Origin of the sequence: Brevibacterium marinum (assembly GCF_011927955.1) — a bacterium.
GTDB lineage: Bacteria > Actinomycetota > Actinomycetes > Actinomycetales > Brevibacteriaceae > Brevibacterium > Brevibacterium marinum.
The window spans coordinates 3,715,540-3,739,173 of sequence record NZ_JAATJN010000001.1 but is presented as its reverse complement, the minus strand read 5'-3'; the positions used below and the strand labels follow the sequence as shown (position 1 = coordinate 3,739,173).

At 65.4% G+C, this 23,634-nt stretch carries 21 protein-coding genes and 1 tRNA gene; 18 read left to right on the top strand and 4 right to left on the bottom strand.

The genetic code is table 11. From position 1 onward, the window contains the following. Window positions 1-20 precede the first annotated feature (20 nt). The 4 genes from BKA07_RS16790 (at window position 21) to glpK (ending at window position 5,224) form a co-directional block, all read left to right on the top strand. Window positions 21-986 carry a Ppx/GppA phosphatase family protein gene (locus BKA07_RS16790; protein ID WP_167952035.1) on the top strand — a complete coding sequence of 322 codons (966 nt, stop codon included), beginning with the start codon at window positions 21-23 and terminating at the stop codon, window positions 984-986. Window positions 987-1,130: 144 nt separating this feature from the next. Beyond that, a complete protein-coding gene (locus BKA07_RS16785) occupies window positions 1,131-2,852 on the top strand; it encodes a glycerol-3-phosphate dehydrogenase/oxidase (protein WP_167952033.1) in 1,722 nt (573 codons plus the stop codon). 46 nt (window positions 2,853-2,898) lie between these two features. After that, window positions 2,899-3,621 (top strand): MIP/aquaporin family protein, encoded by a 723-nt coding sequence (locus BKA07_RS16780; RefSeq protein ID WP_167952031.1) that lies wholly within the window; start codon window positions 2,899-2,901, stop codon window positions 3,619-3,621. Between the two features lie 70 nt (window positions 3,622-3,691). Further along, window positions 3,692-5,224 carry a glycerol kinase GlpK gene (gene glpK / locus BKA07_RS16775; RefSeq protein WP_167952029.1) on the top strand — a complete coding sequence of 511 codons (1,533 nt, stop codon included), beginning with the start codon at window positions 3,692-3,694 and terminating at the stop codon, window positions 5,222-5,224. A gap of 41 nt (window positions 5,225-5,265) precedes the next feature. Here glpK and BKA07_RS16770 read toward each other — a convergent pair whose 3' ends face one another. After that, window positions 5,266-5,874 (bottom strand): GNAT family N-acetyltransferase, encoded by a 609-nt coding sequence (locus tag BKA07_RS16770; protein WP_167952027.1) that lies wholly within the window; start codon window positions 5,872-5,874, stop codon window positions 5,266-5,268. A gap of 74 nt (window positions 5,875-5,948) precedes the next feature. On the opposite strand from BKA07_RS16770, the gene BKA07_RS16765 reads away from it, so the two are divergent. Together BKA07_RS16765 and proC are read left to right on the top strand one after the other, a co-directional pair. Further along, window positions 5,949-6,932: a sugar phosphate isomerase/epimerase family protein gene (locus BKA07_RS16765; RefSeq protein WP_167952025.1), complete on the top strand. Its 984-nt coding sequence runs from the start codon at window positions 5,949-5,951 to the stop codon at window positions 6,930-6,932. Between the two features lie 74 nt (window positions 6,933-7,006). Then, on the top strand, window positions 7,007-7,843 hold the full coding sequence (gene proC / locus BKA07_RS16760; protein WP_245161993.1) for a pyrroline-5-carboxylate reductase: 837 nt from the start codon (window positions 7,007-7,009) through the stop codon (window positions 7,841-7,843). Window positions 7,844-7,969: 126 nt separating this feature from the next. On the opposite strand, the gene BKA07_RS16755 is transcribed toward proC, so the two are convergent. After that, entirely contained in the window at window positions 7,970-8,851 is an 882-nt protein-coding gene (locus BKA07_RS16755) for a helix-turn-helix transcriptional regulator (protein ID WP_167952023.1), read from the bottom strand. Between the two features lie 110 nt (window positions 8,852-8,961). Between BKA07_RS16755 and BKA07_RS16750 the strand changes: the two genes are divergently transcribed. The 4 genes from BKA07_RS16750 to BKA07_RS16735 all read left to right on the top strand — a co-directional run bounded on the left by BKA07_RS16750 (window position 8,962) and on the right by BKA07_RS16735 (window position 13,045). Beyond that, window positions 8,962-9,303, top strand: coding sequence for a DUF485 domain-containing protein (locus tag BKA07_RS16750; protein WP_167952021.1), 342 nt, complete (start codon window positions 8,962-8,964; stop codon window positions 9,301-9,303). Next, window positions 9,300-10,952 (top strand): solute symporter family protein, encoded by a 1,653-nt coding sequence (locus BKA07_RS16745; protein ID WP_245161992.1) that lies wholly within the window; start codon window positions 9,300-9,302, stop codon window positions 10,950-10,952. Before BKA07_RS16750 ends, BKA07_RS16745 begins: the two co-directional genes overlap by 4 nt. A 461-nt stretch (window positions 10,953-11,413) precedes the next feature. After that, window positions 11,414-11,484 (top strand) — tRNA-Gly (locus BKA07_RS16740). Window positions 11,485-11,989: 505 nt separating this feature from the next. Further along, the gene (locus BKA07_RS16735; protein WP_167952019.1) at window positions 11,990-13,045 is read left to right on the top strand and encodes a hypothetical protein; all 1,056 of its coding nucleotides are present in this window, start codon (window positions 11,990-11,992) and stop codon (window positions 13,043-13,045) included. A gap of 316 nt (window positions 13,046-13,361) precedes the next feature. On the opposite strand, the gene BKA07_RS16730 is transcribed toward BKA07_RS16735, so the two are convergent. Together BKA07_RS16730 and BKA07_RS16725 are read right to left on the bottom strand one after the other, a co-directional pair. Then, window positions 13,362-14,024: a potassium channel family protein gene (locus BKA07_RS16730; protein ID WP_167952017.1), complete on the bottom strand. Its 663-nt coding sequence runs from the start codon at window positions 14,022-14,024 to the stop codon at window positions 13,362-13,364. Continuing rightward, entirely contained in the window at window positions 14,017-15,426 is a 1,410-nt protein-coding gene (locus tag BKA07_RS16725; protein WP_342449109.1) for a TrkH family potassium uptake protein, read from the bottom strand. The genes BKA07_RS16730 and BKA07_RS16725 overlap by 8 nt, the downstream gene beginning before the upstream one ends. Window positions 15,427-15,485: 59 nt before the next feature. On the opposite strand from BKA07_RS16725, the gene BKA07_RS16720 reads away from it, so the two are divergent. The 8 genes from BKA07_RS16720 (at window position 15,486) to BKA07_RS16685 (ending at window position 23,588) form a co-directional block, all read left to right on the top strand. Beyond that, window positions 15,486-16,691 carry an acetoin utilization protein AcuC gene (locus tag BKA07_RS16720; RefSeq protein WP_167953341.1) on the top strand — a complete coding sequence of 402 codons (1,206 nt, stop codon included), beginning with the start codon at window positions 15,486-15,488 and terminating at the stop codon, window positions 16,689-16,691. A 173-nt stretch (window positions 16,692-16,864) separates the two neighbouring features. Continuing rightward, window positions 16,865-16,960 (top strand): 30S ribosomal protein bS22, encoded by a 96-nt coding sequence (locus BKA07_RS16715; RefSeq protein WP_167952014.1) that lies wholly within the window; start codon window positions 16,865-16,867, stop codon window positions 16,958-16,960. Window positions 16,961-17,038: 78 nt separating this feature from the next. Continuing rightward, on the top strand, window positions 17,039-17,284 hold the full coding sequence (locus BKA07_RS16710) for a glutaredoxin family protein (RefSeq protein WP_167952012.1): 246 nt from the start codon (window positions 17,039-17,041) through the stop codon (window positions 17,282-17,284). A 27-nt stretch (window positions 17,285-17,311) separates the two neighbouring features. Further along, window positions 17,312-18,007, top strand: a complete 696-nt coding sequence (locus BKA07_RS16705) for a redox-sensing transcriptional repressor Rex (RefSeq protein ID WP_167952010.1) — start codon at window positions 17,312-17,314, stop codon at window positions 18,005-18,007. After that, on the top strand, window positions 18,004-20,481 hold the full coding sequence (gene hemA, locus BKA07_RS16700; protein WP_167952008.1) for a glutamyl-tRNA reductase: 2,478 nt from the start codon (window positions 18,004-18,006) through the stop codon (window positions 20,479-20,481). Before BKA07_RS16705 ends, hemA begins: the two co-directional genes overlap by 4 nt. After that, on the top strand, window positions 20,478-22,070 hold the full coding sequence (locus BKA07_RS16695) for a bifunctional uroporphyrinogen-III C-methyltransferase/uroporphyrinogen-III synthase (protein ID WP_167952006.1): 1,593 nt from the start codon (window positions 20,478-20,480) through the stop codon (window positions 22,068-22,070). The genes hemA and BKA07_RS16695 overlap by 4 nt, the downstream gene beginning before the upstream one ends. A 1-nt stretch (window position 22,071) precedes the next feature. After that, window positions 22,072-23,076, top strand: coding sequence for a porphobilinogen synthase (gene hemB / locus BKA07_RS16690; protein ID WP_167952004.1), 1,005 nt, complete (start codon window positions 22,072-22,074; stop codon window positions 23,074-23,076). Then, window positions 23,073-23,588: a MarR family winged helix-turn-helix transcriptional regulator gene (locus BKA07_RS16685; RefSeq protein WP_167952002.1), complete on the top strand. Its 516-nt coding sequence runs from the start codon at window positions 23,073-23,075 to the stop codon at window positions 23,586-23,588. Before hemB ends, BKA07_RS16685 begins: the two co-directional genes overlap by 4 nt. Window positions 23,589-23,634 lie beyond the last annotated feature (46 nt).

The window sequence follows — 23,634 nt, the reverse complement described above, 5'->3', positions numbered from 1 at the left end:
TCTGTGGTTAGACTGTTCGAATGCGCTTAGCAGTCCTCGACGTCGGGTCCAACAGCGTCCACCTCCTCGTGGTCGACGCCCATGTCGGTGCCCCGCCCCTGCCCGCCACCTCGCACAAGGAAGTCCTGCGCCTGGCCGAGTACCTCGGCGATGACGGCCTCATCTCAGCGGCCGGGCAGGAGCGACTGCGCACCTTCATCGCCGAGGCGGTCGAGGTCGCCGAGGATCAGGGATCGGAGCAGATCCTCGCCTTCGCCACCTCGGCGCTCAGGGACGCACCGAACGGCGTCGAAGTCATCGAATCGATCAACTCCCAGCTGGGCGTGACCCTCAACGTGATGACGGGCAAGGACGAGGCCCGAGTGACGTTCCTCGCGGTCAGGCGCTGGTTCGGGTGGTCCGCCGGAAAGATCCTGCTGTTCGACATCGGCGGCGGCTCCCTCGAGATCGCGGCCGGGCAGGACGAGTACCCGCAGGCTGCCGTGTCCCTGCCGCTGGGCGCCGGGCGCACCTATTCCGATTTCATTCCCGACCCCCTCCCCAGCGCCGAGGACATCCACCGACTGCAGAAATACGCGCGATCGCAGATCGGTCGCATCGCCGGCAAGATCAACCGCGTCGGCACCGCCGACCAGGTGGTGGGCTCGTCGAAGACGTTCAGGTCCCTGGCCCGGATCGCAGGAGCGGCACCGAGCGGAGACGGGATCTACGCTCCACGCAAACTCTTCCGCCGTGACCTCGCCGGAATCATCGAGACTCTGGCCTCCCGGACCCCTGAAGAGCGAGCGGCGCTTCCCGGGGTCTCCGAAGCACGGGCCAATCAGGTCCTCGCCGGGGCCATCGTCGCTGACGCCGCGTTTGCGATCTTCGACGTCAATGTCATGAACATCTCACCATGGGCACTGCGCGAAGGCATCATCATGCGCAAACTCGACCTGCTCGATTCCGCAGAGACCTCCTCGGCGATGCGCGTGGAACTCGTCTGAGCCCTTTCGCTTCTGGCCGATATGTTTCACTTCTGCGCACTGGCTGTTAGATTCTTCATATCTGCCGCGCACGGAGCTCGGATATCGACGCCGAGCGCGATAATGGTGGGAACGCACACGCTCTGAGAAGGAAATGAACTGTCAATGCGAAATGGCGAGTTGTCCCCATCGTTCCGCGATGAAGCCCTGCACACCCTCGAGAACACCACCCCAGACGACCCGCTCGACGTGTTCGTCGTCGGCGGCGGCGTCACCGGAGCCGGCTCCGCGTTCGACGCGGCCACCCGCGGGCTGAAGGTCGGGGTCGTCGATGCCAAGGACTGGGCCTCGGGCACCTCGTCCCGCTCCTCGAAGCTCATGCACGGAGGCCTGCGCTACCTCGAGATGCTCGACTTCAAGCTGGTCGCCGAAGCGCTCAAGGAACGCGACCTCCTCCTCCAGCACACGGCTCCCCACCTGGTCGAGCCCGTCGCCTTCGTCTTCCCCTTCGAACACCGCCTCATCGACCGCGCATTCATCGGCTCCGGCGTTCTGCTCTACGACACGATGGCCACCCGCCCAGGGCGCAAACGCGCCGTGCCGATGCACCGCCACCTGGGCAAGAAGGCCCTGAGCGCCCATTTCCCCGGCCTGGCCGACGACGCCGCGGTCGGCGCCCTCGAATACTACGACGCGAAGGTCGATGACGCCCGCTTCGTCATGACCCTCATCCGCTCGGCCGCAGGCTACGGAGCCGCCGCGGCCAACCACGTGTCCGTCATCGGCTACCTCCACGACGGCGACCGTGTCTCCGGCGTCCGTGCCCGCGACGAGATGACCGGTCGCGAGTTCGACATCCACGCCCGGCACACGATCCTCGCCGGGGGAGTCTGGACAGAGGAGCAGCAGGACCTGGCCAAAGCCGACGCCGGACTCAAAGTGCTCGCCTCCAAGGGCGTGCACATCACCGTCGACCAGGACAAGATCAAGGCCGACCCGAACACCGGCATCATCTCGAAGACCGAGAAGTCCGTGCTCTTCGTCATCCCCTGGGAGGGCTACTGGGTGATCGGCACCACGGACACCCCATGGGACCAGGACGTCGACGCTCCGGTGGCCAACTCCGACGACATCGACTATCTGCTCAAACATGCGAACGCGATCCTGACGGACAAACTCACCCGCGACGACGTCATCGGCGTCTACTCCGGACTCCGCCCCCTGCTCCAGCCGGTGGTCAAGGAGGGGCAGGCCTCGACGAAGGTCTCCCGCGAACACACGGTGATGGAGGTCGAGCCCGCCCTCGCCGCGATCGCCGGCGGCAAATTCACCACCTACAGGGTGATGGCCGAGGACGCCGTCGACTTCGTGCTCGGCGACGATGCGAAGGACCGTCGGTCGCTGACGGAATCGGTGCCGCTGCTCGGCGCCCAGGGCGTCGGCGCGGTGCGTCGAGGACAGTCGGGCATCGCGGAGAAGTACGGCTGGGACACAGACCGCGTCGAGCGACTCATCCGTCGCTACGGCACTCTCGTCGAGGACATCTTCGACCTCGTCGACGAGGACCCGGAGCTCGGTCGCCCGCTGCCGGGAGCGCAGCGCTACCTGCGCGCCGAAGCACACTACGCGGCGACCTCGGAAGGTGCCGTCCACCTCGGCGATGTACTGGAGCGCCGGATGCGGCTCAACTACGAGGTCAGGGACCGTGGCAAGGCCGCCGCCGAGGCGGTTGCCGGCATCATCGCCCCGATCCTCGGATGGGACGAGGAGCGGGAAGCCTGTGAAATCGCGGACTTCAAGGCCCACGTCGATGCGCAGATCGCTGCGGAATCCACCCACGACGATGTCACCGCCGCAGCAATCGTCGAAGAGAGCACGAAACCGTAATACCCGCACATGGAACGGAAAAACAAACAATAGGAGTTTGTGAGATATGGGTACCATCTTCCTCTACGAGATCGGCGGCACGGCGATGCTCACGCTGCTCGGCGTCGGCGTCGTCGCCAATGTGGTCCTGGGCAAAACGAAGGGCAACGGGGGAGGCTGGCTCCTCATCTCGTTCGGCTGGGGCCTGGCCGTCTTCGCCGGTGTCTTCGTCGCCTTCAAGACCGGCGCGCACATCAACCCGGCAGTGACCTTCGGCATCCTCGCCAGCGGGGCCGGCGAATACGCCGACGGCATCCCGGTGACCTTCGCCAACACTGTCGCCTACCTCTCGGCCGAGATGATCGGCGCCGTGATCGGTGCCTTCCTCGCCTGGGCCGTGTACAAGAAGCACTACGACGAGGAGAAGGACGCCGGCAGCATCCTCGGCACCTTCTCCACCGGTCCCGAGATCCGCAGCTACGGGTGGAACTTCCTCACCGAGGTCATCGCCACCTTCGTCCTCGTCTTCGTCATCCTGCTCTTCGGAGGCACTCCGGACAAACTCGGCCCGCTGGCCGTCGCCCTGCTCGTCGTCGCCATCGGCGCATCGCTGGGCGGACCCACCGGCTACGCGATCAACCCCGCCCGTGACCTCGGGCCCCGCATCGTCCACGCTCTGCTGCCGATCCCGAACAAGGGCGGTTCCGACTGGGCGTATTCGTGGGTGCCGATCGCCGGACCTCTCGTGGGCGCCGTCATCGCCGGCCTGGCCTCCCGGGCCTTCGTCTGAGCCGACCGGGCCTTCGCCTGAACCACCAGTACCATCGAGACACAGCATCACCTCGACACAGGAGTCAAGAATGAGTCAGGAAAAGTACATCCTCGCCATCGACCAGGGCACCACCTCGTCGCGGGCCATCGTCTTCGACCACGACGGGCAGATCGTGTCCTCGGGCCAGCTCGAGCACGAGCAGATCTTCCCCCGCGCCGGTTGGGTCGAACACGACCCGATGGAGATCATCAGGAACACCAACGAGGCGATCGGTCAGGCACTGGCCCGGGCTGACATCAACCGGCATCAGCTCGAGGGCGTGGGCATCACGAACCAGCGTGAGACCACGGTCATCTGGAACAAGAACACGGGCAAGCCCGTCTACAACGCGATCGTCTGGCAGGACACCAGAACGCAGAGGATCTGCGACGAGCTGGCAGGGGACGAGGGCGCAGACAAGTACAAGGACCGGGTCGGTCTGCCGCTGGCCACCTACTTCGCAGGGCCGAAGGCGAAATGGGTCTTCGACAACGTCGACGGAGTCAGGGAATCGGCAGAGGCCGGTGAGCTGCTCTTCGGCACCATGGACACCTGGGTCATCTGGAACCTCACGGGTGGCGTCAACGGCGGCATCCACGTCACCGACGTGACGAACGCCTCCCGCACGATGCTCATGAACATAGGGAGCCTCGACTGGAACGCCGACATCGCCGACGACATGGGCATCCCCGTCTCGATGCTGCCGGAGATCAAGTCCTGTTCGGAGGTCTACGGCTACGGAGCCAAGAACGGCCTCATCATCGATACCCCGATCTGCGGCATCCTCGGTGACCAGCAGGCGGCGACCTTCGGCCAGGCATGCTTCGAGAGGGGCCAGGCCAAGAACACCTACGGCACCGGCAACTTCATGCTCATCAACACCGGAACCGAGCCTGTGGCCAGCAAGAACGGTCTGCTGACGACGGTGGCATACAAGATCGGCGACGCCGAGGCGGTCTACGCCCTCGAAGGCTCCATCGCCGTGACGGGTTCGCTCGTGCAGTGGCTGCGTGACAATCTCGGCATCATCTCCGAGGCGCCGGAGGTCGAGACGCTGGCGAAGCAGGTCGATGACAACGGCGGCTGCTATATCGTTCCGGCGTTCTCGGGACTCTTCGCCCCGCATTGGGCATCCGATGCACGCGGAGTGATCGTGGGCCTGACACGCTACGTCAACAAGAACCACATCGCCCGCGCGTCCCTCGAGTCGGTGGCGTTCCAGTCCCGTGAGGTCCTCGACGCAATGGACCTCGACTCAGGCGTCGAACTCACCGAGCTCAAGGTCGACGGCGGCATGGTCGCCAACGAAACGCTCATGCAGTTCCAGGCCGACCTCCTCGGCGTGCCCGTCATCCGTCCCGAGGTCGTCGAGACCACGGCACTGGGCGCGGCCTACGCGGCGGGCATCGCGGTGAAGTTCTGGAACGGCGAGGAGGACGTGAAGGCCAACTGGCATGAGGGCGAGCGTTGGAACCCGTCGATGGAGCAGGCCGAGGTCGACCGTGTCTACCGACTCTGGAACAAGGCCGTCGACAAGTCGAAAGGCTGGGTCGACGAGGACGTCGAAGATCTCTACGGCTGATCACGGGCGAGCACCTTCGGCCAGTCCCGCCGAGGTGGGCCTCAGCCGAGGTCTATCGTGAACAAGCGCTCTGGCACCGCCGGGGTCACCCCATCGAAGACGTGGGTGATCTCCGTGCGGTGCCAGCCGTGTTTGGCATAGAAGCGCATCGCGCGCTCATTGCCCTCGGCGACCATGAGATAGGCGCGAGTGAATCCCAGCTCGCGCAGCTCGTCCTCGAGGGCGTGGAGGAGAACCGCCCCGGCACCGGTGCCGAAGACATCGGGGTGGAGGTTGATCGACGCGAGCTGCCCCAGGCCCGAGGTGTCGGGCAGCCGGTCGAGCACCTCGGCGACATCCCGTGGCGGGCACACCCCACCGAAGCCGATGATGCGAGGGTCGGCGGTCGCCTCGTCGGTGCCGGCGGTCGCCTCGTGGGTGTCGGCGGTCGCCTCGTGGGGGCCGGCTCGCACCGCCACAAGCGACGACATCGGGCTCTGCTCGTCGCCGAGGTTCGTCGACCAGGCGGCTGACTGCCGTTCGAGGTCGAGGGAATCGAGGACATCGTCGGTCATGATGCCTCGGTAGGCGGCCCGCCATGCGGCGATGTGGACCTCGGCGATCCGGGCGGCATCGCAGACGCGGGCCGGACGGACGCGAAATTCAGTCATCGATCCAGTCTAGTCTTCGCCGGTCTTATGGTTTCTGAGGGAACGTGTAATCTCGGAGGACTAAACTGGGTGAGATGAGCAGGGCGAAACGGTCGAAGTCAACGCGCAAGGTGTACACCGCCAAGAATTCCGCGCGGTCCAATTCGCGACGCCACCGCGAATACTTCGACAGCCACGAGGTCTACGACCACGAGACCCAGCACAGTTCGGAGCACCCCATCCGGATCGGGCTCTCCAGTTCCTCGGTTTCCCCGATGACCGTCGCCGAGACCTTCTCTCAGGCGGCCAAGCACGGCTACGACGGGGTCGAGATCATGGTCACCCACAACGCCGAGACACGCGACGTCGACCTGATCAACCGACTCTCCGCGCAGACCGGTCTCGACGTCATGTCCCTGCATGCGCCCACCCTGCTGTTCATGCCCCGCGTGCTGCACAAGGACCACTGGGAGAAGCTGCGGATCACCGCGAACCTCGCGAAGGACGTCGGAGCCAAAACCGTGGTCCTGCACCCGCCCTTCCGGTGGCAGGGGGAGTACGCCCTGGGCTTCGTCGACGGCGTGCGTCAGGTCTCTCAGGAGACGGGAGTCGTCCTCGCGGTGGAGAACATGTACCCCTGGCGCGCCGGGGTCCGCGAGATCCTCGTCTACTATCCCGACTGGAATCCACTCGACGAGGACTACGACGCACTCACCTTCGACTTCTCCCATGCGTCGACGGCCGGGATGAATGCAGTCGAAACCGTAGCGGAGATCTTCGACAAACTCCGCCACGTCCACCTCACAGACGGCTCGGGATCGCTCAAAGACGAGCACCTCGTTCCGGGCACAGGCACCATGCCCGTGGCCGAGACCCTCCAGCACCTGGCCAAACACGATTGGGCAGGAGACGTCGTGGTCGAGGTCAACACACGCTTCGTGGCGAAGAAGTCCACCAGGGAGCAGATGCTCGCCGACTCCCTCGCGTTCGCAAGGAACCACCTCGGCCTCGAATCCTCGAACCCGCGGCCCAGCGCATCCAGCCACATTCGCACGAGCGACCGATCCGCGGACGGCTGAGCGCACCGAACCCGCGAGCACCCACAGACAACGATCCAGACAGACGGCAACCACCACAGAAAGGCAGGTCTGATTTGACCTCCATCGCCTCCATCGGCACGGGAAACATGGGCACGGCGCTGATCAAGGGGATCCTGGGCGCCGACGAGAAGCTCGACGTTCGAGCGACGACGAACTCGGCCGCCTCGGCGAAACGACTCGCCGCCGAACTCCCGAACGCCACAGTCACCTCGGTGGAGGACGACGCCGAAGCCAACCGGACGGCCGCCGAGGGCGCCGACTTCGTCCTCCTCGGCGTCAAACCGTGGATGATGGCCGAGACCGTGCGGGACCTGGCCCCGAGCCTGAGCCCGCACACCGTACTCGTGTCGATGGCCGCGGGGGTTGCCATGGCCGACCTGATGGCGCTGGCACCGGCCAACCCGATCGTGCGCATCATGCCCAACACCCCCAGCGCGATCGGACACGGCGTCATCGCCCTGGCCCCGTCCGCCGAGGTGGGCGAGACCACCGTGGACACGCTGCGGAATCTGCTGTCCGGGGCCGGGCTCGTCGTCGAGCTCGAAGAAGACCAGATTCCCGCTATGACGGGCATCTCCGGTTCCGGTGTCGCCTACTTCTTCCTCCTGGCGGAGTCGATGATCGCCGCCGGGGTGAAGATGGGACTGAGCGAGGAGACCGCCAAGCAGATGGTCGTGGCCACCGCGGACGGGGCCGGACGGCTGCTGACCGAGAAACCAGACCCGAGCGCTCAGCGTCAGGCCGTCAGCAGCAAGGGCGGGACGACGCTGGCCGGGCTGGAGACCTTCATCGATGCCGGAATCTTCGACATCGCCGAGGCGGCTGCTCAGGCTGCAGGCGACCGCTCCCTCGAAATGGAGAAGGAGAACTCGGAGGCCATCAACGGCTGAGATATCGGACTGCTCGTCGGGCCGGCCTGTTCGTCGGACTGGCCTGTTCGTCGGGGCGGCCTGTTCGTCGGGGTGGGGGAGAACCCCGGCCCGTTCGACTGGTCAGGCTCTGGCCTCCTCGACTGGTCAGGGGAGGACCCCGGCCGACCTGGCGATGGACACAGCCTCATGCCGGGTGCCGGCGGAGAGCTTGACCATGGCCGTATTGAGATAGGACTTCACGGTCGACTCGCGCAGGCCCAGCCCCTCGGCGATCCGCGCGTTCGACCAGCCGAGAGCCACATGCGAGAGGATGTCGGTCTCCCTGGGGGAGAGGCTCACGGTGGGCGTCGGACTCGGAAACAGATCCGGGTTGTGCCCGGAGAGGATGTCCGCCAGGCGATTCTCCACGACACCCAGGCGGTGGCGCATCTCGTTCTCATCGACGCCTGAACGGATGGCGCGAAGCTCCGCATAGGTCCGGCGCAGCGCCTCACGACTCGAGGACTCGAGATCCGAGTACGGACGCTCCGGCTCGACCTGCTCCGGCGTCGATCGGCTGTGGTCCAGCCGGCCCAGGTCCACCGACAGCTGCCGGACGCGTTTGACCAGGTCACTCGTCTGCGGGGCCGCGGCATTGAAGTTGTCGCGGTGGCCGCAGTAGATCATGCCGGTGACCTCACCGCCGCGCAGGGTCGGCACGGCGACGAGCACCTGGATCCCTTCGCCGAGGATCTCCTCATCGTAGTGATGGGTGATGTAGGGGTCGACTCCATAGTTCTTGGTCAGCTGTGGGGTGCCCTCCATGAGTGCGCGCCCGCCGAGTCCACGTCCGGTGGTGACGATGAGCGAGGAGAGGCGTCCCCTGCCTCCTCCGGCGACCGCCTCGACGGAGACCTCACCCTCCTTGACCATGCCGCCGAAGATGACGTCCCCGGTTCCGCTGCGATGCAGGGAGTCGACGGCCTCGACGAAGAGTCGGCGCGTCTCGGCCTTCAGCGCCCGAGATTCCTTGGCTTTGACATTCATGTGAACAAGCTACCAACTTTCGGTGGTATTCCCCAGCGCGAGCTGACAGTTAGTTTGATGGGGTGTGATGCAGACCACCGACGCTCGACGCACATCCGAATGGAGAAGCAATGACCGACCCTGTCAGCACTCAGGTGGATTTCCTCGCGGAAGAGGACAATCCCGAGTTCAAAGCACTCAAACGAAAACGATTCTCGGTGGTGATACCGCTGTCGATCGCGTTCATGGCGTGGTATTTCCTCTACGTCGTCCTGAGCACCTACGCTCACGACTTCATGTCGACGAAGGTCGTCGGGGAGATCAACATCGGGCTCATCCTCGGACTTCTGCAGTTCGTGACGACCTTCGCGATCACGATGTTCTATGTCTCGTTCGCGAACAACAAGCTCGACCCGCCGGCCTCGGCGATCCGTGAACGCCTTCAGCAGCAGTCGGAAGGAACCACCCCATGAGCACCGTCGCCATCGGAGACCTGTTCGCTTCGGGACTCGACGCCGTCTCCCAAGGCGTGACCAAGGTCGAGAACAACCCTGTCCTCAACATCACCATCTTCGCCGCCTTCGTCGCCGTGACGATGTTCATCGTCCTGCGCGCCAGCAGGAACAATAAGTCGGCCTCCGACTACTACGCAGGCGGGCGTTCCTTCACCGGCTCGCAGAACGGATTCGCGATCTCGGGTGACTACCTGTCCGCGGCTTCGTTCCTGGGCATCTGCGGTGCCATCGCCGTCAACGGCTACGACGGTTTCCTGTACTCGATCGGCTTCCTCGTCGCCTGGCTCGTCGCCCTGCTCATCGTCGCAGAGCTGATGCGCAACACCGGCAAGTTCACGATGGCCGACGTGCTGTCATTCCGTCTCAAGCAGCGTCCGGTGCGGATGGCGGCGGCACTGTCGACGTTGACGGTCTGCTTCTTCTACCTCCTGGCTCAGATGGCAGGAGCCGGCGGCCTCGTGTCGCTGCTCATGGGCATCGACGGCCAGGTCGGCCAGTCCCTGGTCATCGCCGTCGTCGGTGCGCTCATGATCATCTACGTCCTTGTCGGAGGCATGAAGGGCACGACCTGGGTGCAGATCGTCAAGGCGGTCCTGCTCATCCTCGGTGCCTTCGCCATGACCATCTGGGTCCTCGCCCTCAACGGGTTCAACCTCTCTGCCCTGCTGTCCTCTGCGGTCGAGAGCGCGGGTGCAGGTGTCGGCGAGGCCATTCTCGAACCGGGTCAGAAATACGGTGAGAATCCGCTCGACTTCATCTCTCTGGCGCTGGCTCTGGTGCTCGGCACCGCCGGCCTGCCGCACGTTCTGATGCGCTTCTACACGGTGCCTTCGGCGAAAGAAGCTCGTCGCTCGGTTGTCTGGGCGATCTGGCTCATCGGCGGGTTCTACCTGTTCACCCTCGTCCTCGGATACGGTGCGGCAGCACTCGTCGGCCCGGACGCGATCGAGAACGCTCCCGGCGGGGTGAACTCGGCAGCACCGCTGCTGGCGCTTCACCTCGGCGGGCCCATCCTCATGGGATTCATCTCCGCAGTCGCATTCGCCACGATCCTCGCGGTTGTCGCGGGCCTGGCGATCACTGCGGCCGCCTCCTTCGCCCACGACATCTACGCCAATGTCATCAAGAAGGGCAAGGTCGAGGACTCCGAGGCTGAGGTCAAGATCGCCCGCCGCACGGTCATCGTGATCGGCGTCGTCGCCATCGTCGGCGGCATCGGCGTGCAGGGCCAGAACATCGCGTTCCTCGTCGCCCTCGCCTTCGCCGTCGCGGCCAGTGCGAACCTGCCGACGATCGTCTACTCGCTGTTCTGGAAGCGCTTCACCACTCGCGGTGCGGTGTTCTCGATCTACGGCGGTCTGGGATCGGCGATCGTGCTGATCGCGTTCTCCCCGGTCGTCTCCGGTTCTGAGACCGCGATGATCTCGGGGGCCGACTTCGCGATCTTCCCACTGTCGAATCCCGGAATCATCTCGATCCCGCTCGGCTTCCTCCTCGGGTGGATCGCGTCGGTCACCGACAAGACCGTCGAGAATCCCGAGCTGGCGGCGGAGATGGACGTCCGGGCCCACACCGGATTCGGTGCCGAGGAAGCCGTCGAGCACTGATCGTCCGACGTGATGCATAGGTGCCGCACATCATGAACAGGCAGTGCGGCGCGGTGCATCCGGTATACGCCCGAGGGGGTGGCTTCGGCCGCCCCCTCGGTCGTGTCCTGGGACTTTCCGGGAGTCTGTCGGGGCTTTCGGCGCGCGTACTTCGGCATCCTCGTTGGGCGGGTGACCCGGGCGTAGGTACTTTCCGTCGGGCGGGTGACCCGGGCGCGTGTCTCGGGAAGGTGGCACCGGGCGTCGGAGCCCATTGTCGGGCGCGTGCGTCGCGTGTGTTTCGGCACTTTCGTCGCGCGTGTCTCGGGTGTTGACGCCGACTCCGGTGGGAAAGTGATATCGGGGCCGACCACCTTGCACAGATCTTCGCGCTGAGAAGATACACTGGAAACGAGTCGTCAGTGGCGGCCCACAGCAGAGGACGGTGATCCGCACTGGAGGGCCGGGTTCAGACGGCAAGCGCGGGCGTAGCTTAATGGTAGAGCCTCGGCTTCCCAAGCCGATGACGCGGGTTCGATTCCCGTCGCCCGCTCTCACCAGCGGTGGTACACGTTGCCGCTTGTTCATGCTGGCGGGTGAGTGCCCGACAACTGGGTGAGCACTCGAGTGGCTGAGCGTCCGTTTTTCCTCGCAGGCCGCAACTCCAACCGCGTTCTTTCCGCGCCTTTACTGCGCCTTTACTGCCGAAAGTCGGCTCCGCTTGCCAGAGGTGCAAGGGTGCGTCGCTAGTGCTCCACCTAGGCACTTATGCCCAGCGGTTGTGGATACGGTCACCAAGAATCGGCACTGTGAAGACGAGGCTGAAGCGAGTGCTCGAGCAAGCGAGTGCGCGTGGAGCTGTCCTTGCACCTCTTCGTCCCTTCTCTGGCAATGCAAAGTCCGTCGCGGCCACCGCCGAATTCGTCAGCAACTCGAGTTCGCTTCGTTGTGGACGATGCCGTGACTCGAGTGCATGAATCCTGTGGGCGAAGAGCATGTCTCCACAGGGCCGCGTGAGCCTATTGAACGGTGCCGCAGCCGCTCTCGAATATTGGTCCATGTACAATATCGTGCGAAATCGGGAATTGGCTGCCAACAACATCTTCAGTCGCACTATCAGCAGTGCCATCGGCTGTTGCCTGCTCAAGCTCACGTATGGGATGTATACGATCGTTGCCAGATGCCAAAACCCTCGTCACACCAAAATCATGGATCTCATCACCGACGAGTCGTGGATCAGGAAGGTCGACGAACAGACGGACACTACGGGACGGAGGAGCTTCGCCCTGCTGGACACAATCGAGAAAGTCAGAGTGGCGTCGTATCCGCTGTACCGGTCCGACGATACAGTGTGCGGAGTCTCGGCGGCCTACATCCATGATCTGCCGTTGTACCGGCCACCACGCGGACTGATCCATGTGGCGAATCCCTCCCGTCGCTGGAAGAGCAATGACGTGTCCCGGACGACCAGATCGATACCGGCAGAAGATTCTGTGCACATCGGCAAAATGGTGCTCACCTCACCCGCGAGAACTGCCCTTGACCTCATCGGACAGTTGGGGGAGCCGGAGGCGTTCGCGGCGCTGGAGCAGGTCCTGCGCAGAGCTGTATTCGGCTCGGATGCCAATGCAGACAATGCGGCACGATTCGGATATCCGAACAACCTCGGACGGCTCGCACGAGCGAATATCGATGAGAGCTTTGTCCCGGTCCTCGAAAGGCTTTCGAAAGGGCACCGCAGGGCAGAGCGACTTCTTGCCTTCATCAGTCCACTGTCGGAGAGCTATGCCGAAAGCCGTTGCGCCTACAACCTCGCACTCCTCAAGATCACGGGTTTTGACCAGCAGGTCGATGTGTTCGATGAGAACCGGCGCATCGCACGAGTCGATTTCATGCACAGGGACTCAAAGACGATCATTCTTGTGGACGGTCTGACGAAGTACGTCGATAACGGTTTCACCCTGATGCGGAAGGAATCCGGGCAATACAACCGCCTCGTCGCAATGGGGTACCGGATCGTCCGGCTCAGTTTCGCTGAGTCCGTCGATCTGGAAGCTTTCGCGACCAAACTTTACGGCCAGGCACCTTGGTTGCGTACTGCAACGCGGCGCTGAACCGAGGCATCGCGGCGGCATTGCGAAGCCACCGCTTGGTGTGCGTGCCCACGTACCGCACAAGTGCTGCACCAGTGCACGATTAGCAAGCTGATGCTGATTTGCCGCCGCACCCAGCGCACCGCCGCACCCAGCGCGCCCCCCGCGCCGCACCCAGCGCACCGCCGCAGCCAGCGCGCCCCCGCGCCGCACCGCACCACCGCACCGTACCCCGCGCCGCCACCCACCGCACCGTACCCCGCGCCGCCACCCAGCGCACCACCGCTCACCGCACCACCGCGCCGCGGCGTCCCGCGTCGCAGCTGCGCTGCAGCGGCTAGGGGCGGCCGGCGAAGCGCCCGAGCAGCTCAACGTGGCCGGCGACGATGAGGAGGTCCTGCTTGCCCACACGCGTCGTGGGCTCGGCGTAGGTGAAGTCGCGGCCGGGACTCTTGATGCCCACGATCGTGACACCGTACTTGTCGCGCACTCCCGACTCGCCGAGCGTGAAGCCCTGGATCTCGCGTGGAGGCCGCATCTTCACGACCGCGAAGTGACCCTCGTCGAATTCGATGTACTCCATCATCCGCGAACTCACCAGGTGCGCCACCCGCCTGCCGGCATCCGATTCGGGGTAGAGGACGTGGTGGGCGCCGATGCGATGCAGGATCTTGCCGTGCGAGGGGGAGATGGCCTTCGCCCACACCTGCCCCACGCCCAGATCGACGAGATTGGCCGTCGTCAGCACGCTGTCCTCGATCGAGGTCCCGATGCCGACGACCGCGGTGGAGAAGTCACCGGCGCCCACCTGCCGCAGCGCATCGATGTTCGTGGCATCGGCTTCGACGACGTGTGTGAGCTTCCCGCTCCAGTCCTTGACCAGTTCGGCACTGTGCTCGATCGCCATCACCTCGCGGCCCAATCGGGCCAGGGTGGCTGCCGTCGAAGAACCGAAGCGTCCGAGGCCGATGACCAGGATTGAGGAGTGTTCGTTAGCCAACGACCGGCCTTTCTTCGGGATAGCGGTACAGGCGAGCGGAGTCCTGCATGGACAGGGCTGCCGCCAGTGTAATCGTACCGAGGCGGCCGATGAGCATGATCACGGACAGGCAGTACAGGCCCGCTTCGCTCACAGTGGCGGAGACCCCAGAGCTCAAGCCCACGGTGCCGAATGCGGAGATCACCTCGAACAGCACCTTGTCGAGGGGGTCTGCGCTGATCTGGAGCATTGCCAGGGTCCCGACGAAGACGATGATCGCGCCGGTCAGCAGCACCGAGATCGAGAGTTTGATCGTCGAGGAGGTCAGTCGACGGCCGAAGATGTGTACGTCCTGCAGCCCGCGGGCCTCGGCGATAGCGGCCAGGATCAGCACGGCGACGGTCGTGACCTTGATGCCGCCGGCCGTCGACGAGGACCCTCCGCCGATGAACATCATGAGATCCATGAGCAGGTGCGAGGACTGGCTCATATCGGCGATGTCCATGGTCGCGAAACCGCCCGAACGCGGCATCACCGCCATGAACAGGACTTCGACGAACGTGTGGCCTGCGCCCTTGTCGCCCAGAGTCGCCGGATTGGCGGATTCGAAGATGAGCAGGAACAGGAGTCCGACGGCCAGGACCGCGGTCGTCGTCGTCAGCGTCAGTTTCGTGTGCAGATCCCACCGTTTGGGGTGGTTCCACTGCAACGCGATCATGAGCACGACCGGGAACCCCAGCGCCCCGACGAAGACGCCGAGCATGAGCAGTGAGAGGATCCACGGATCGGAGGCGAAATACGCGCCGCCGCCCGGGTGGATCGTGAACCCCGCGTTGTTGAACGACGAGATCGAGTAGAACACCGAGTACCAGAGGGCATCGCCGAGGTTCTCGCCGCGGATGAGGAACCGCGGGAACAGCAGCACGGCGAGGATCGCCTCGGCGGTGACGATGGTGATGACCACGGTTTTGAGCAGAGTGCCGACCTGACCCAGATTGAGCGCCGAGGTGGCCTGCTGGGCGATGAGGCGCTGCCGCACTCCCAACCGTCGGGAGACCGCCATGCCCAGCACCGAGGCGAGGGTGAGGATGCCGAGTCCGCCGACCTGGATGCCGGCGGTGATGACCGAGATCCCGAAATCCGACCAGTAGCTCTCCGTCACCACGGGTGTCAGGCCGGTGACGCAGACAGAGGACACGGCCACGAAGACCGCATTCGCGATGTGCTCGGCCTGCGGCACGGAGCCGGGGTCGCGCATGCTGGCCGGCAGCATCAAAAGGATCGCGAAGAGTGCCACGACAGCGACGAAGGAGCCGATCGCGAGGCGTGCCGGTGAGGCGACGGCGAGGTCGTCGACGAAATCGCGGATCCACCGGCCCGGTCGCAGGAACCGGTCGAGGCGCTGCGTGGAATTCTTGGACACAAGCTCTATGGTAGATCCCGCCGGGCCGGAATCTCCGTAGGTGAGCTGTGCCATATAGCATGGTCTGCATGGCCGATAGCGATGTGTATGTCGTCTGGGACGATGCGGTGACCGGGTACAACTTCGGTCCCAGCCATCCCATGCATCCCCTCAGACTCGATCTGACCGCGAAGCTGGCCATGGACTTCGGCCTCTTCGACGCCGACAACGTCCATGTCCAGGGTGTCGGCGAGGTCGAAGAGGACACGCTGGCCCACCTCCACGACACCGACTTCATCGCGGCGGTGAAGAGGACCGGAGACGGTGTCGGCCTCAGCGACGCGGAAGCGAAGAAGTACGGCATCGGCACCGAGGACGTCCCCGGGTTCGAGAACATGCATTCCGCCTCGGCGATGCTGTTCCAAGGCTCGGTCGACTCGGCCCGGGCCATCATCTCCGGCGGCTACTCCCACGCCGTGAATTTCACCGGCGGGATGCACCACGCGATGCCTGACCATGCGAGCGGCTTCTGCGTCTACAACGACATCGCAGGAGCCATCACCGAGTTCTTGGGGGCCGGCTACGAACGCATCGCCTACATCGACCTCGACGCCCACCACGGCGACGGAGTGGAGAAGTTCTTCTGGGACGATCCTCGGGTGCTCACGGTCTCGATGCACGAATCCGGGAAGTTCCTGTTTCCGGGCTCCGGCTACCCCGCGGACATCGGGGGACTGCGCGCGGCCGCCTCGGCGTCGAACATCGCGCTGCCGCCGCGAACCCTCGACGCGGACTGGCTGCGGGCCTTCGACGCCACGATCCCCGCGCTCGTCGACGGATTCGAACCGCAGATCATCGTCTCCCAGCACGGCTGCGACGGCCACCGCAGCGACCCTCTGACGCACATGAGGCTGAGCGTGGACGCGATGCGGGTGGCCACCGAATGGGTTCGCGACCTCGCGGCCGAACACACGGGTGGCAAGTGGCTGGCCGTCGGGGGAGGCGGCTACTCCATCATCGACGTGGTGCCGCGCGCATGGACCAATGTGCTGGCGATCTCCGCGGGACTCGACATCGATCCCGGTGCCCGCATCCCCGGCCGCTGGGCCGACTATGCGCAGACGAAGACGGGCCGCGAAGCGCCGCTGTCGATGACCGACGGCTTCGACGGTGCCTTCACCCGGTGGGCGAACGGCTTCGACCCCGAATCCGAACTCGACCGGGCCGTGATGGGCACGCGCAAGAACCTGTTCCCGTTCTTCGGTCTCGACCCGTACTTCGACTGATGCCCGCGTCCTCGGCTAGGGTGCCGGAGTGCGATCCGTCGATCAGGAGAGAGCCTCTGTGCATCTCGACACAGTTTTGGGAAAGCAGAGGCCCAAGCGATAGAATTGCACGGTTAGTTCAATGGGTGGGCACCCGATGTTCACCTCCACCGACGATCACAAGGGGTACCCGCGTGGGCTCAGTCATCAAGAAGCGTCGCAAGCGTATGTCGAAGAAGAAGCACCGTAAGCAGCTTCGCAAGACACGTCACCAGCGTCGCAACAAGTAGTAAGACCAGGTACGGTCCTACGCCCCCGCTCGAATCCGATTTCGGCGGGGTTTGTTGTCACCCGATGAGGAGTGTGCAGTGGTCGCATTGACCTTCCTGACACGCGTCGACTGCCATCTGTGCGAAACAGCCAGGGAGGCCGTCGCCGAGGCTGTGGCCGGCAGGGACGTGAAAGTGACGGAGATCGACATCGACACCGATGACGATCTGTCCGGACAGTACGGCTGGGACGTCCCGGTCGTCCTGCTCGACGGGCGTCAGCACAGTTTCCATCGGGTGGATGCGGACCGGCTGTCGAGGGCCATCGAGGCTCTGGGCGCATGAGATCGATTGAAGGAGTGACGCGTTTTCGTGGGCGAGATTCTGTCCGCCAACAGTCTTGAGGGTGTCGTTCGCAAGGACGTGCCCGAACGCGTCATCGCCCGACTCCCGATCTACCTGCAGACGGTCGAGACGATCGCCGCGACGGGCCAGTCGACCATCTCCTCGGAGGCGTTGGCTGCCCGCAGCGGCGTGTCGTCGTCGGTTCTGCGCAAGGACCTGTCCCAGTTGGGGCGTTCGGGTCGGCGCGGAGTCGGCTACACCTGTGAGGACCTGGCCTCGAGTCTGCGCAGCTTCCTCGGTCTCGACCGGGCGCGCACCGTGGCCATCATCGGAGCCGGACGGCTCGGCTCGGCCCTGGCCGACTACGCGGGCTTCCGGCGCCGTGGTCTCTCACTCACCGCGATCTTCGACACCGATGAGTCCAAGATCGGAACCGTGATCGGCACCCTGCCGGTCTCGCACCTCAGTGAGCTGCCCACCTGGCCCGAGGACATCGACCTCGTCGTCATGGCAGTACCCGCATCCGCGGCACCAGCGGCGGCGCACATCGCCGCCGATGCAGGCGTGCGCGGAATCCTGAACTTCGCACCCACCGTGCTCGACGCCCCGGACTCGGTCCGCGTGCACCAAGTCGATCTGGCCAGTGAGCTGCAAGTACTCGCATACTATTCGGCGCTTGATTCGGCACCGGTCAATCCAGGTTTTGAGGAGCACAGGAATTGACTCTCTTGGTTCTCGGCATTTCCCATCAGTCGGCCCCGATCGACATGTTGGACGCTCTCGCATTCGGAGCCGGTGAGGTCGGCGCGCTGCGCGCCGACGCCCTGGCCGGTGACAACGTCGAAGGAATCGCCGTCCTCTCGACGTGCAACCGCCTCGAGCTCATCGCCGATGTCACCGCATTCCACGGTGGGCTCGCCGACCTCGGCAACGCCCTCGTGTCCTCGATCGACAAAGAGTGGCAGGACATCGCGGGCCACTTCTACGCACACTACGACACCCAGGCTCTGGAGCACCTGCTCAAGGTCGCCTGCGGTCTCGACTCGATGGCGATCGGCGAAGCCCAGATCCTGGGACAGCTGCGTGCGACGTTCACCGACTCGCTGCAGGCGGAGGCGCTGACCTCCGACCTCTCCCACGCCCTGCAGCAGAGCCTGCGTGTGGGCAAGAGGGCCCACTCCGAGACCGGTCTCGACGAGGTCGCCCGTTCGCTCTTCTCCGCCGCACTCGAAGCCTCACAGGCCCACGTCGGTTCGCTGCGGGCCGCGAACGCGCTGGTCATCGGTGCCGGCGCCATGTCAGGCCTAGTCGTTTCGGGTCTGCACAAGGAAGGCGTGGCCCAGACCACTGTGCTCAATCGGACCGTGGACAAGGCCGAGCGCCTCGTCGCCGAGGTGGGCGGACGCGCCCGGGAACTGAGCTCGAGGATCCTGGCCGAGGAGATCGCCGACGCGGACCTCATCATCTCCTGCACCGGAGCCAGGGGCGTCGTCGTCACCCGCGAGGACATCCAGGCCGGACTGTCCCAGAACCCCAAGGGCGCAGCGAACAAGGCCTTCGTCGACCTCGCCCTGCCTCACGACATCGATCCCACCGTCCGCGAGTTCGAACACGTCGCGCTCTTCGGCCTCGGCGAGATCCGGACCATGCTCACCAACTCCGCGAAGGATCGAGATGCCGCGGTCGTCGAGACCGTCGAAGCGGTGCGTGCGATCATTCAGGAGGAGTTGGGCAAGCTCGCCTCCGGCGCCAAGGAACGATCCGTGGCACCCACGGTCACGGCCCTGCGCAGCCACGCGAAGGACGTGCTCGCCGCGGAGACACAGCGCCTGGAGAAGAAGATCGGCGCCGAGATCGACGACAAGGCCTTCGGCGAGATCCGCAAGTCGCTGCACCGCGTCGCCGAGAAGCTCATCCACACACCGACGGTCAAGGTCAAGGAACTGGCCGTGACCGATTCCGAGATCGACTACGCGCAGGCGCTCATGCAGCTCTTCGACCTGCCGACGAACAAAGTCGCCCACGCCATCACGCAGCCCGAGACCAAGGTAGCCACGGCCTCGAGCGCTAGCCACGTCGAAGCCGACGGCGTGCGTCCCGTCGCCGACCACACCCTCGACATCGTCGAGCCCGAGCACTTCTCCGGCCGCACGATCCGCCTGGGCACCCGCCGGTCGAAGCTCGCGCGCTCCCAGTCCACCGCGATCGCCCATCAGCTGGCCGCACTGACCGGCTGGCGCGTCGAGATAGTCGAGGTCGTGACCGAAGGCGACGTCAACATGTCGCCCTTGACCGGATTCGGCGGCACGGGAGTCTTCGTCTCCGCCGTCCGTCAGGCACTCCACCAGGGCAAGATCGACATCGCCGTGCACTCGCTCAAGGATCTGCCCACCACTCCCGAGGCGGGCATCCAGATGGCGGCCATCCCGCCGCGTGTCGACCCTGCCGATGTCCTCATCGGTCGTGACGGTCTCAGCTTCGCGCAGCTGCCCGCAGGCAGCGTCGTCGGCACCGGATCACCACGGCGTGCCGTGCAGCTGCGTTCCGCCCGCCCCGACATCGAGGTTCGCGGGGTGCGCGGAAACGTCGACACCCGCATCGCCCACGTCCGCGACGGACGCCTCGACGCCGTGGTGCTCGCGTCTGCCGGTGTGCGACGCATCGGCCGCTTGGCCGAAGCCACCGACCTGCTCGACTTCACCACGATGCTTCCCGCCCCCGGGCAGGGAGCCCTGGCCGTCGAGACCCGCGGTGCGGACAGCCCTTACGCCGTCGACGACGAGGTGATGGCCGCCGACGCCGAGGTGCGCGAGAAGCTCAAACGCCTCCACGACGAGACCACCGACCTGTCCGTGACCTGCGAAAGGGCGATCCTCTCCCGCGCGGAGGCCGGATGTTCGGCACCCATCGGCGCCCTGGCGAAGATCGAGGGCTCGGACTTCGTCGTCGACGCGGTCATGGCCGATGACGACGGCAACCTCGCCCGGACTCGCAAGAGCACACCGATGCCCCTCACCCCCGACGTGGATCTGGACTCGGGCGCTGCGAGCCAGCTCTCGATCACCGCGAAGGAGCTCGCCCGCGTGGCCGATGAGCTCGGCACCGCGGCGGCAGAGGACCTGCTGGACCAGCTCGGCATCGATCCCGCGCAGTCCGGCGACCATCTCACCCCTGTCAAAGTCCAGGAGCAGGTATGACAACCGGTCAGGTCCAGCCCCGTCGCCTTCTGCCCGTCTCACCTCGCGTCGTGTTCATCGGCAGCGGTCCGGGTGAGTCGGGTCTGATGACGATCCGCGGTGCGGACATCCTCGCAAGCGCCGAGATCGTCGTCTACGACACCGATGTGCACTCCGAGATCGTCACGGCCTACGTTCCTCAGGCCACCGAGATCATCGAGGCCGCGCAGCTCGGCGCCACCGCCTCCACACGGGGACGCAAACTCGCCGAACTGGCCCGACCCGACAAGACCGTCGTGCGTCTGAGCTCCGACGACGGAATCATCTTCACTCCGACGACAGCGGAGGCAGCCGTGTGCCGCAAGGCCGAGGTCGAGGTCGAGATCGTGCCCGGAGTCGGGCTCTCCGCAGCGACCTCCGCATACACTGGCACTGCACTGACGACGAACCGCGTCCGCTCGGTCCGCTTCATCGAGGCCGGACCGCAGACCCATGTCGACGTCTCCCGCCACCGCAACACGACCCACGTGCTCACGGGCACTACGGCCGATCACGAGCAGGCGATCCGCTCCCTGCTCGACGACGGCTGGGCCGAGGACACGAAGGTGCTGCTGGGCTGGGGCATCTCCACCACCGATCAGACGAGTGTGGAGACCAGCCTGGGACAGGCGCTGACGATGGCACAGGGCGGAGGAGATCGAATGGTGGTCATCATGGGACAGGGCGTGGAGTCCCGGGGCGCACTCAGCTGGTTCGAGACCAAACCGCTCTTCGGGTGGCAGGTCCTCATCCCCAGAACGAAGGAACAGGGCACCTCCACCGCCGAGGCGCTCGGTGAGCTGGGTGCCGTCGGCACGGTCGTGCCGACGATCGCCGTTCAGCCCCCGCGCACGCCGACCCAGATGGAGAAGGCCATCCGCGGACTCGTCGACGGTTCCTACGAATGGGTCGGCTTCACCTCTGTCAACGCCGTCCGTGCCGTGCGCATGTGGTTCGAGGACTTCGGCCTCGACTCCCGTTCCCTCTCCGGCGTCAAGGTCGCGGCCGTCGGCGGGCGCACCGCCGCCTCACTCATCGACTGGGGAATCACCCCCGACCTCGTTCCAGACGGCGAGCATTCGGCCCGCGGTCTGGCCGCGGCCTGGCCGGACTACGTCGACGACATCGACCCCATGAACACGGTGCTGCTGCCGCGCGCAGACATCGCCACGGAGGTGCTCGTGGCAGGTCTGCTCGAGAAGGGCTGGGATCCGGACGACGTCACCGCCTACCGGACCGTGCGCGCCTCACCGCCGCCGGCCCCCATCCGCGAGGCGATCAAGGCCGGCGACTTCGACGCGTTCCTCTTCACCTCCTCATCCACCGTGCGCAACCTCGTCGGCATCGCCGGCAAACCCTCACCCACCTCGGTGATCTGCTGCATCGGGCCGGCCACGGCGAACACTGCGGCCGAACACGGCCTGCGTGTCGACGTCCTCGCCGAAGAAGCCAATCTCACCTCCCTCATCGACGGACTGGTCGAATTCGCGCTGTCCGCACGCGAGGACGACCTGGCGGCGGGGATCACCCCGACGCGTCCCAGCCAGAAGCGCCGCAGAAAGAAGGCCTGACATGACATTGGTCCCCGGAACCGTACGGCCCCGCCGCCTGCGGACGACACCGGCCCTGCGCCGACTCGTCTCCGAGGTGCGTGTGCACCCGGCCGATCTCATCCTGCCCATGTTCGTTAAGGAGACGCTGAACGAGCCCGCGCCGCTGGACAGCATGCCCGGCGTCGTCCAGCACACCCTCGACTCGCTGCTCGACGCGGCCCGCGAAGCCGTCGAGGCCGGAGTCGGCGGACTCATGCTGTTCGGCATCCCCGAGCACAAGGACGACGACGGATCCCAGGCCGATGACCCCGAGGGAATCCTCAATCGCGCGCTGACGCTGCTGCGGGACGACCTCGGCGACTCGACGGTCATCATGGCCGACCTCTGCCTCGATGAATTCACCTCCCACGGACACTGCGGAGTCCTCGACGCGCACGGCGGCGTCGACAACGACGCGACGTTGGACCGGTACGCCTCGATGGCCCTCGCCCAGGCGCAAGCCGGTGCACAGGTTCTGGGACTGTCGGGCATGATGGACGGCCAGGTCGCGGCCTGCCGGGAGGCGCTCGACCTCGAAGGCTTCACCGACGTCGTCGTCATGGCCTACTCCGCGAAGTACGCCTCTGCGTTCTTCGGTCCCTTCCGTGAGGCCGTGGACTCGGAGCTTCAGGGCGACCGCAAAACCTACCAGCAGGATCCCGCGAACGGCCGTGAGGCCATGCGCGAACTCGAGCTCGACCTGGCCGAAGGCGCCGATGTCGTCATGGTCAAGCCCGGCACGCCCTACCTCGACGTGCTCGCCGAGGTCGCCTGTGAGTCGCCGGTGCCCGTGTGGGCTTACCAGGTGTCGGGGGAGTACGCGATGGTCGAATTCGCGGCCGCCGCCGGAGCCATCGACCGTGAACGGGCGATCGAAGAATCACTCATCGGCTTCAAACGAGCCGGTGCCGACGCGATCCTCACCTACTGGGCCACGGAGGTAGCACAGGGACTCAAGGGTGGGGCATCGGGAGCACGCTCATGAGCGAACCGCGTTGGCTGAGCACCCTCGACCAGAAAGCCTGGAGGAGCTACCTCACAGGCTCTCAGCTTTTGACCGTGCAGCTGGACAAGGAGCTGCGCGAGAACCACGGCATCGGCATGCCCGAATACGAGATCCTCGTGCGCCTGAGCGAGCACGAGAACCGGACAATGCGCATGGCGCTGCTGGCCACGGATACGACGATGTCGCGTTCGCGTCTGACCCACAGCGTGGCTCGGATGGAGAAGAGGGGACTGCTCGAACGCTTCTCGATCCCCGAGGACGGGCGCGGCGTCAACTGCCAGATGACTGAGGCCGGCTGGGAGCTCCTCGTCGCGGTCGCACCCTCGCATGTGGTCGGCGTCCGCGAGCACCTGGTGGACCTGCTCGACCCGGAGGAGATGGAGACTCTGGGCCGCGTCTTCGGCAAGGTCACCGCGCATATGCGCGAGATCGGCAAGGGGCCCGTCGACAGGATTCCCTCCGAAGGCGAGCCACCGGTTCCCGGCGGCTGAGTCCACGAGAACCACCAGCTGACATCATCTGATCCGACCATCGATC

Coding starts and splice junctions, on each gene's coding strand:
- BKA07_RS16790 (WP_167952035.1), top strand. CDS start 21: ATGCGCTTAGCAGTCCTCGACGTCGGGTCCAACAGCGTCCACCTCCTC.
- BKA07_RS16785 (WP_167952033.1), top strand. CDS start 1,131: ATGCGAAATGGCGAGTTGTCCCCATCGTTCCGCGATGAAGCCCTGCAC.
- BKA07_RS16780 (WP_167952031.1), top strand. CDS start 2,899: ATGGGTACCATCTTCCTCTACGAGATCGGCGGCACGGCGATGCTCACG.
- glpK (WP_167952029.1), top strand. CDS start 3,692: ATGAGTCAGGAAAAGTACATCCTCGCCATCGACCAGGGCACCACCTCG.
- BKA07_RS16770 (WP_167952027.1), bottom strand. CDS start 5,874: ATGACTGAATTTCGCGTCCGTCCGGCCCGCGTCTGCGATGCCGCCCGG.
- BKA07_RS16765 (WP_167952025.1), top strand. CDS start 5,949: ATGAGCAGGGCGAAACGGTCGAAGTCAACGCGCAAGGTGTACACCGCC.
- BKA07_RS16755 (WP_167952023.1), bottom strand. CDS start 8,851: ATGAATGTCAAAGCCAAGGAATCTCGGGCGCTGAAGGCCGAGACGCGC.
- BKA07_RS16750 (WP_167952021.1), top strand. CDS start 8,962: ATGACCGACCCTGTCAGCACTCAGGTGGATTTCCTCGCGGAAGAGGAC.
- BKA07_RS16745 (WP_245161992.1), top strand. CDS start 9,300: ATGAGCACCGTCGCCATCGGAGACCTGTTCGCTTCGGGACTCGACGCC.
- BKA07_RS16735 (WP_167952019.1), top strand. CDS start 11,990: ATGTACAATATCGTGCGAAATCGGGAATTGGCTGCCAACAACATCTTC.
- BKA07_RS16720 (WP_167953341.1), top strand. CDS start 15,486: ATGGTCTGCATGGCCGATAGCGATGTGTATGTCGTCTGGGACGATGCG.
- BKA07_RS16695 (WP_167952006.1), top strand. CDS start 20,478: ATGACAACCGGTCAGGTCCAGCCCCGTCGCCTTCTGCCCGTCTCACCT.
- hemB (WP_167952004.1), top strand. CDS start 22,072: ATGACATTGGTCCCCGGAACCGTACGGCCCCGCCGCCTGCGGACGACA.
- BKA07_RS16685 (WP_167952002.1), top strand. CDS start 23,073: ATGAGCGAACCGCGTTGGCTGAGCACCCTCGACCAGAAAGCCTGGAGG.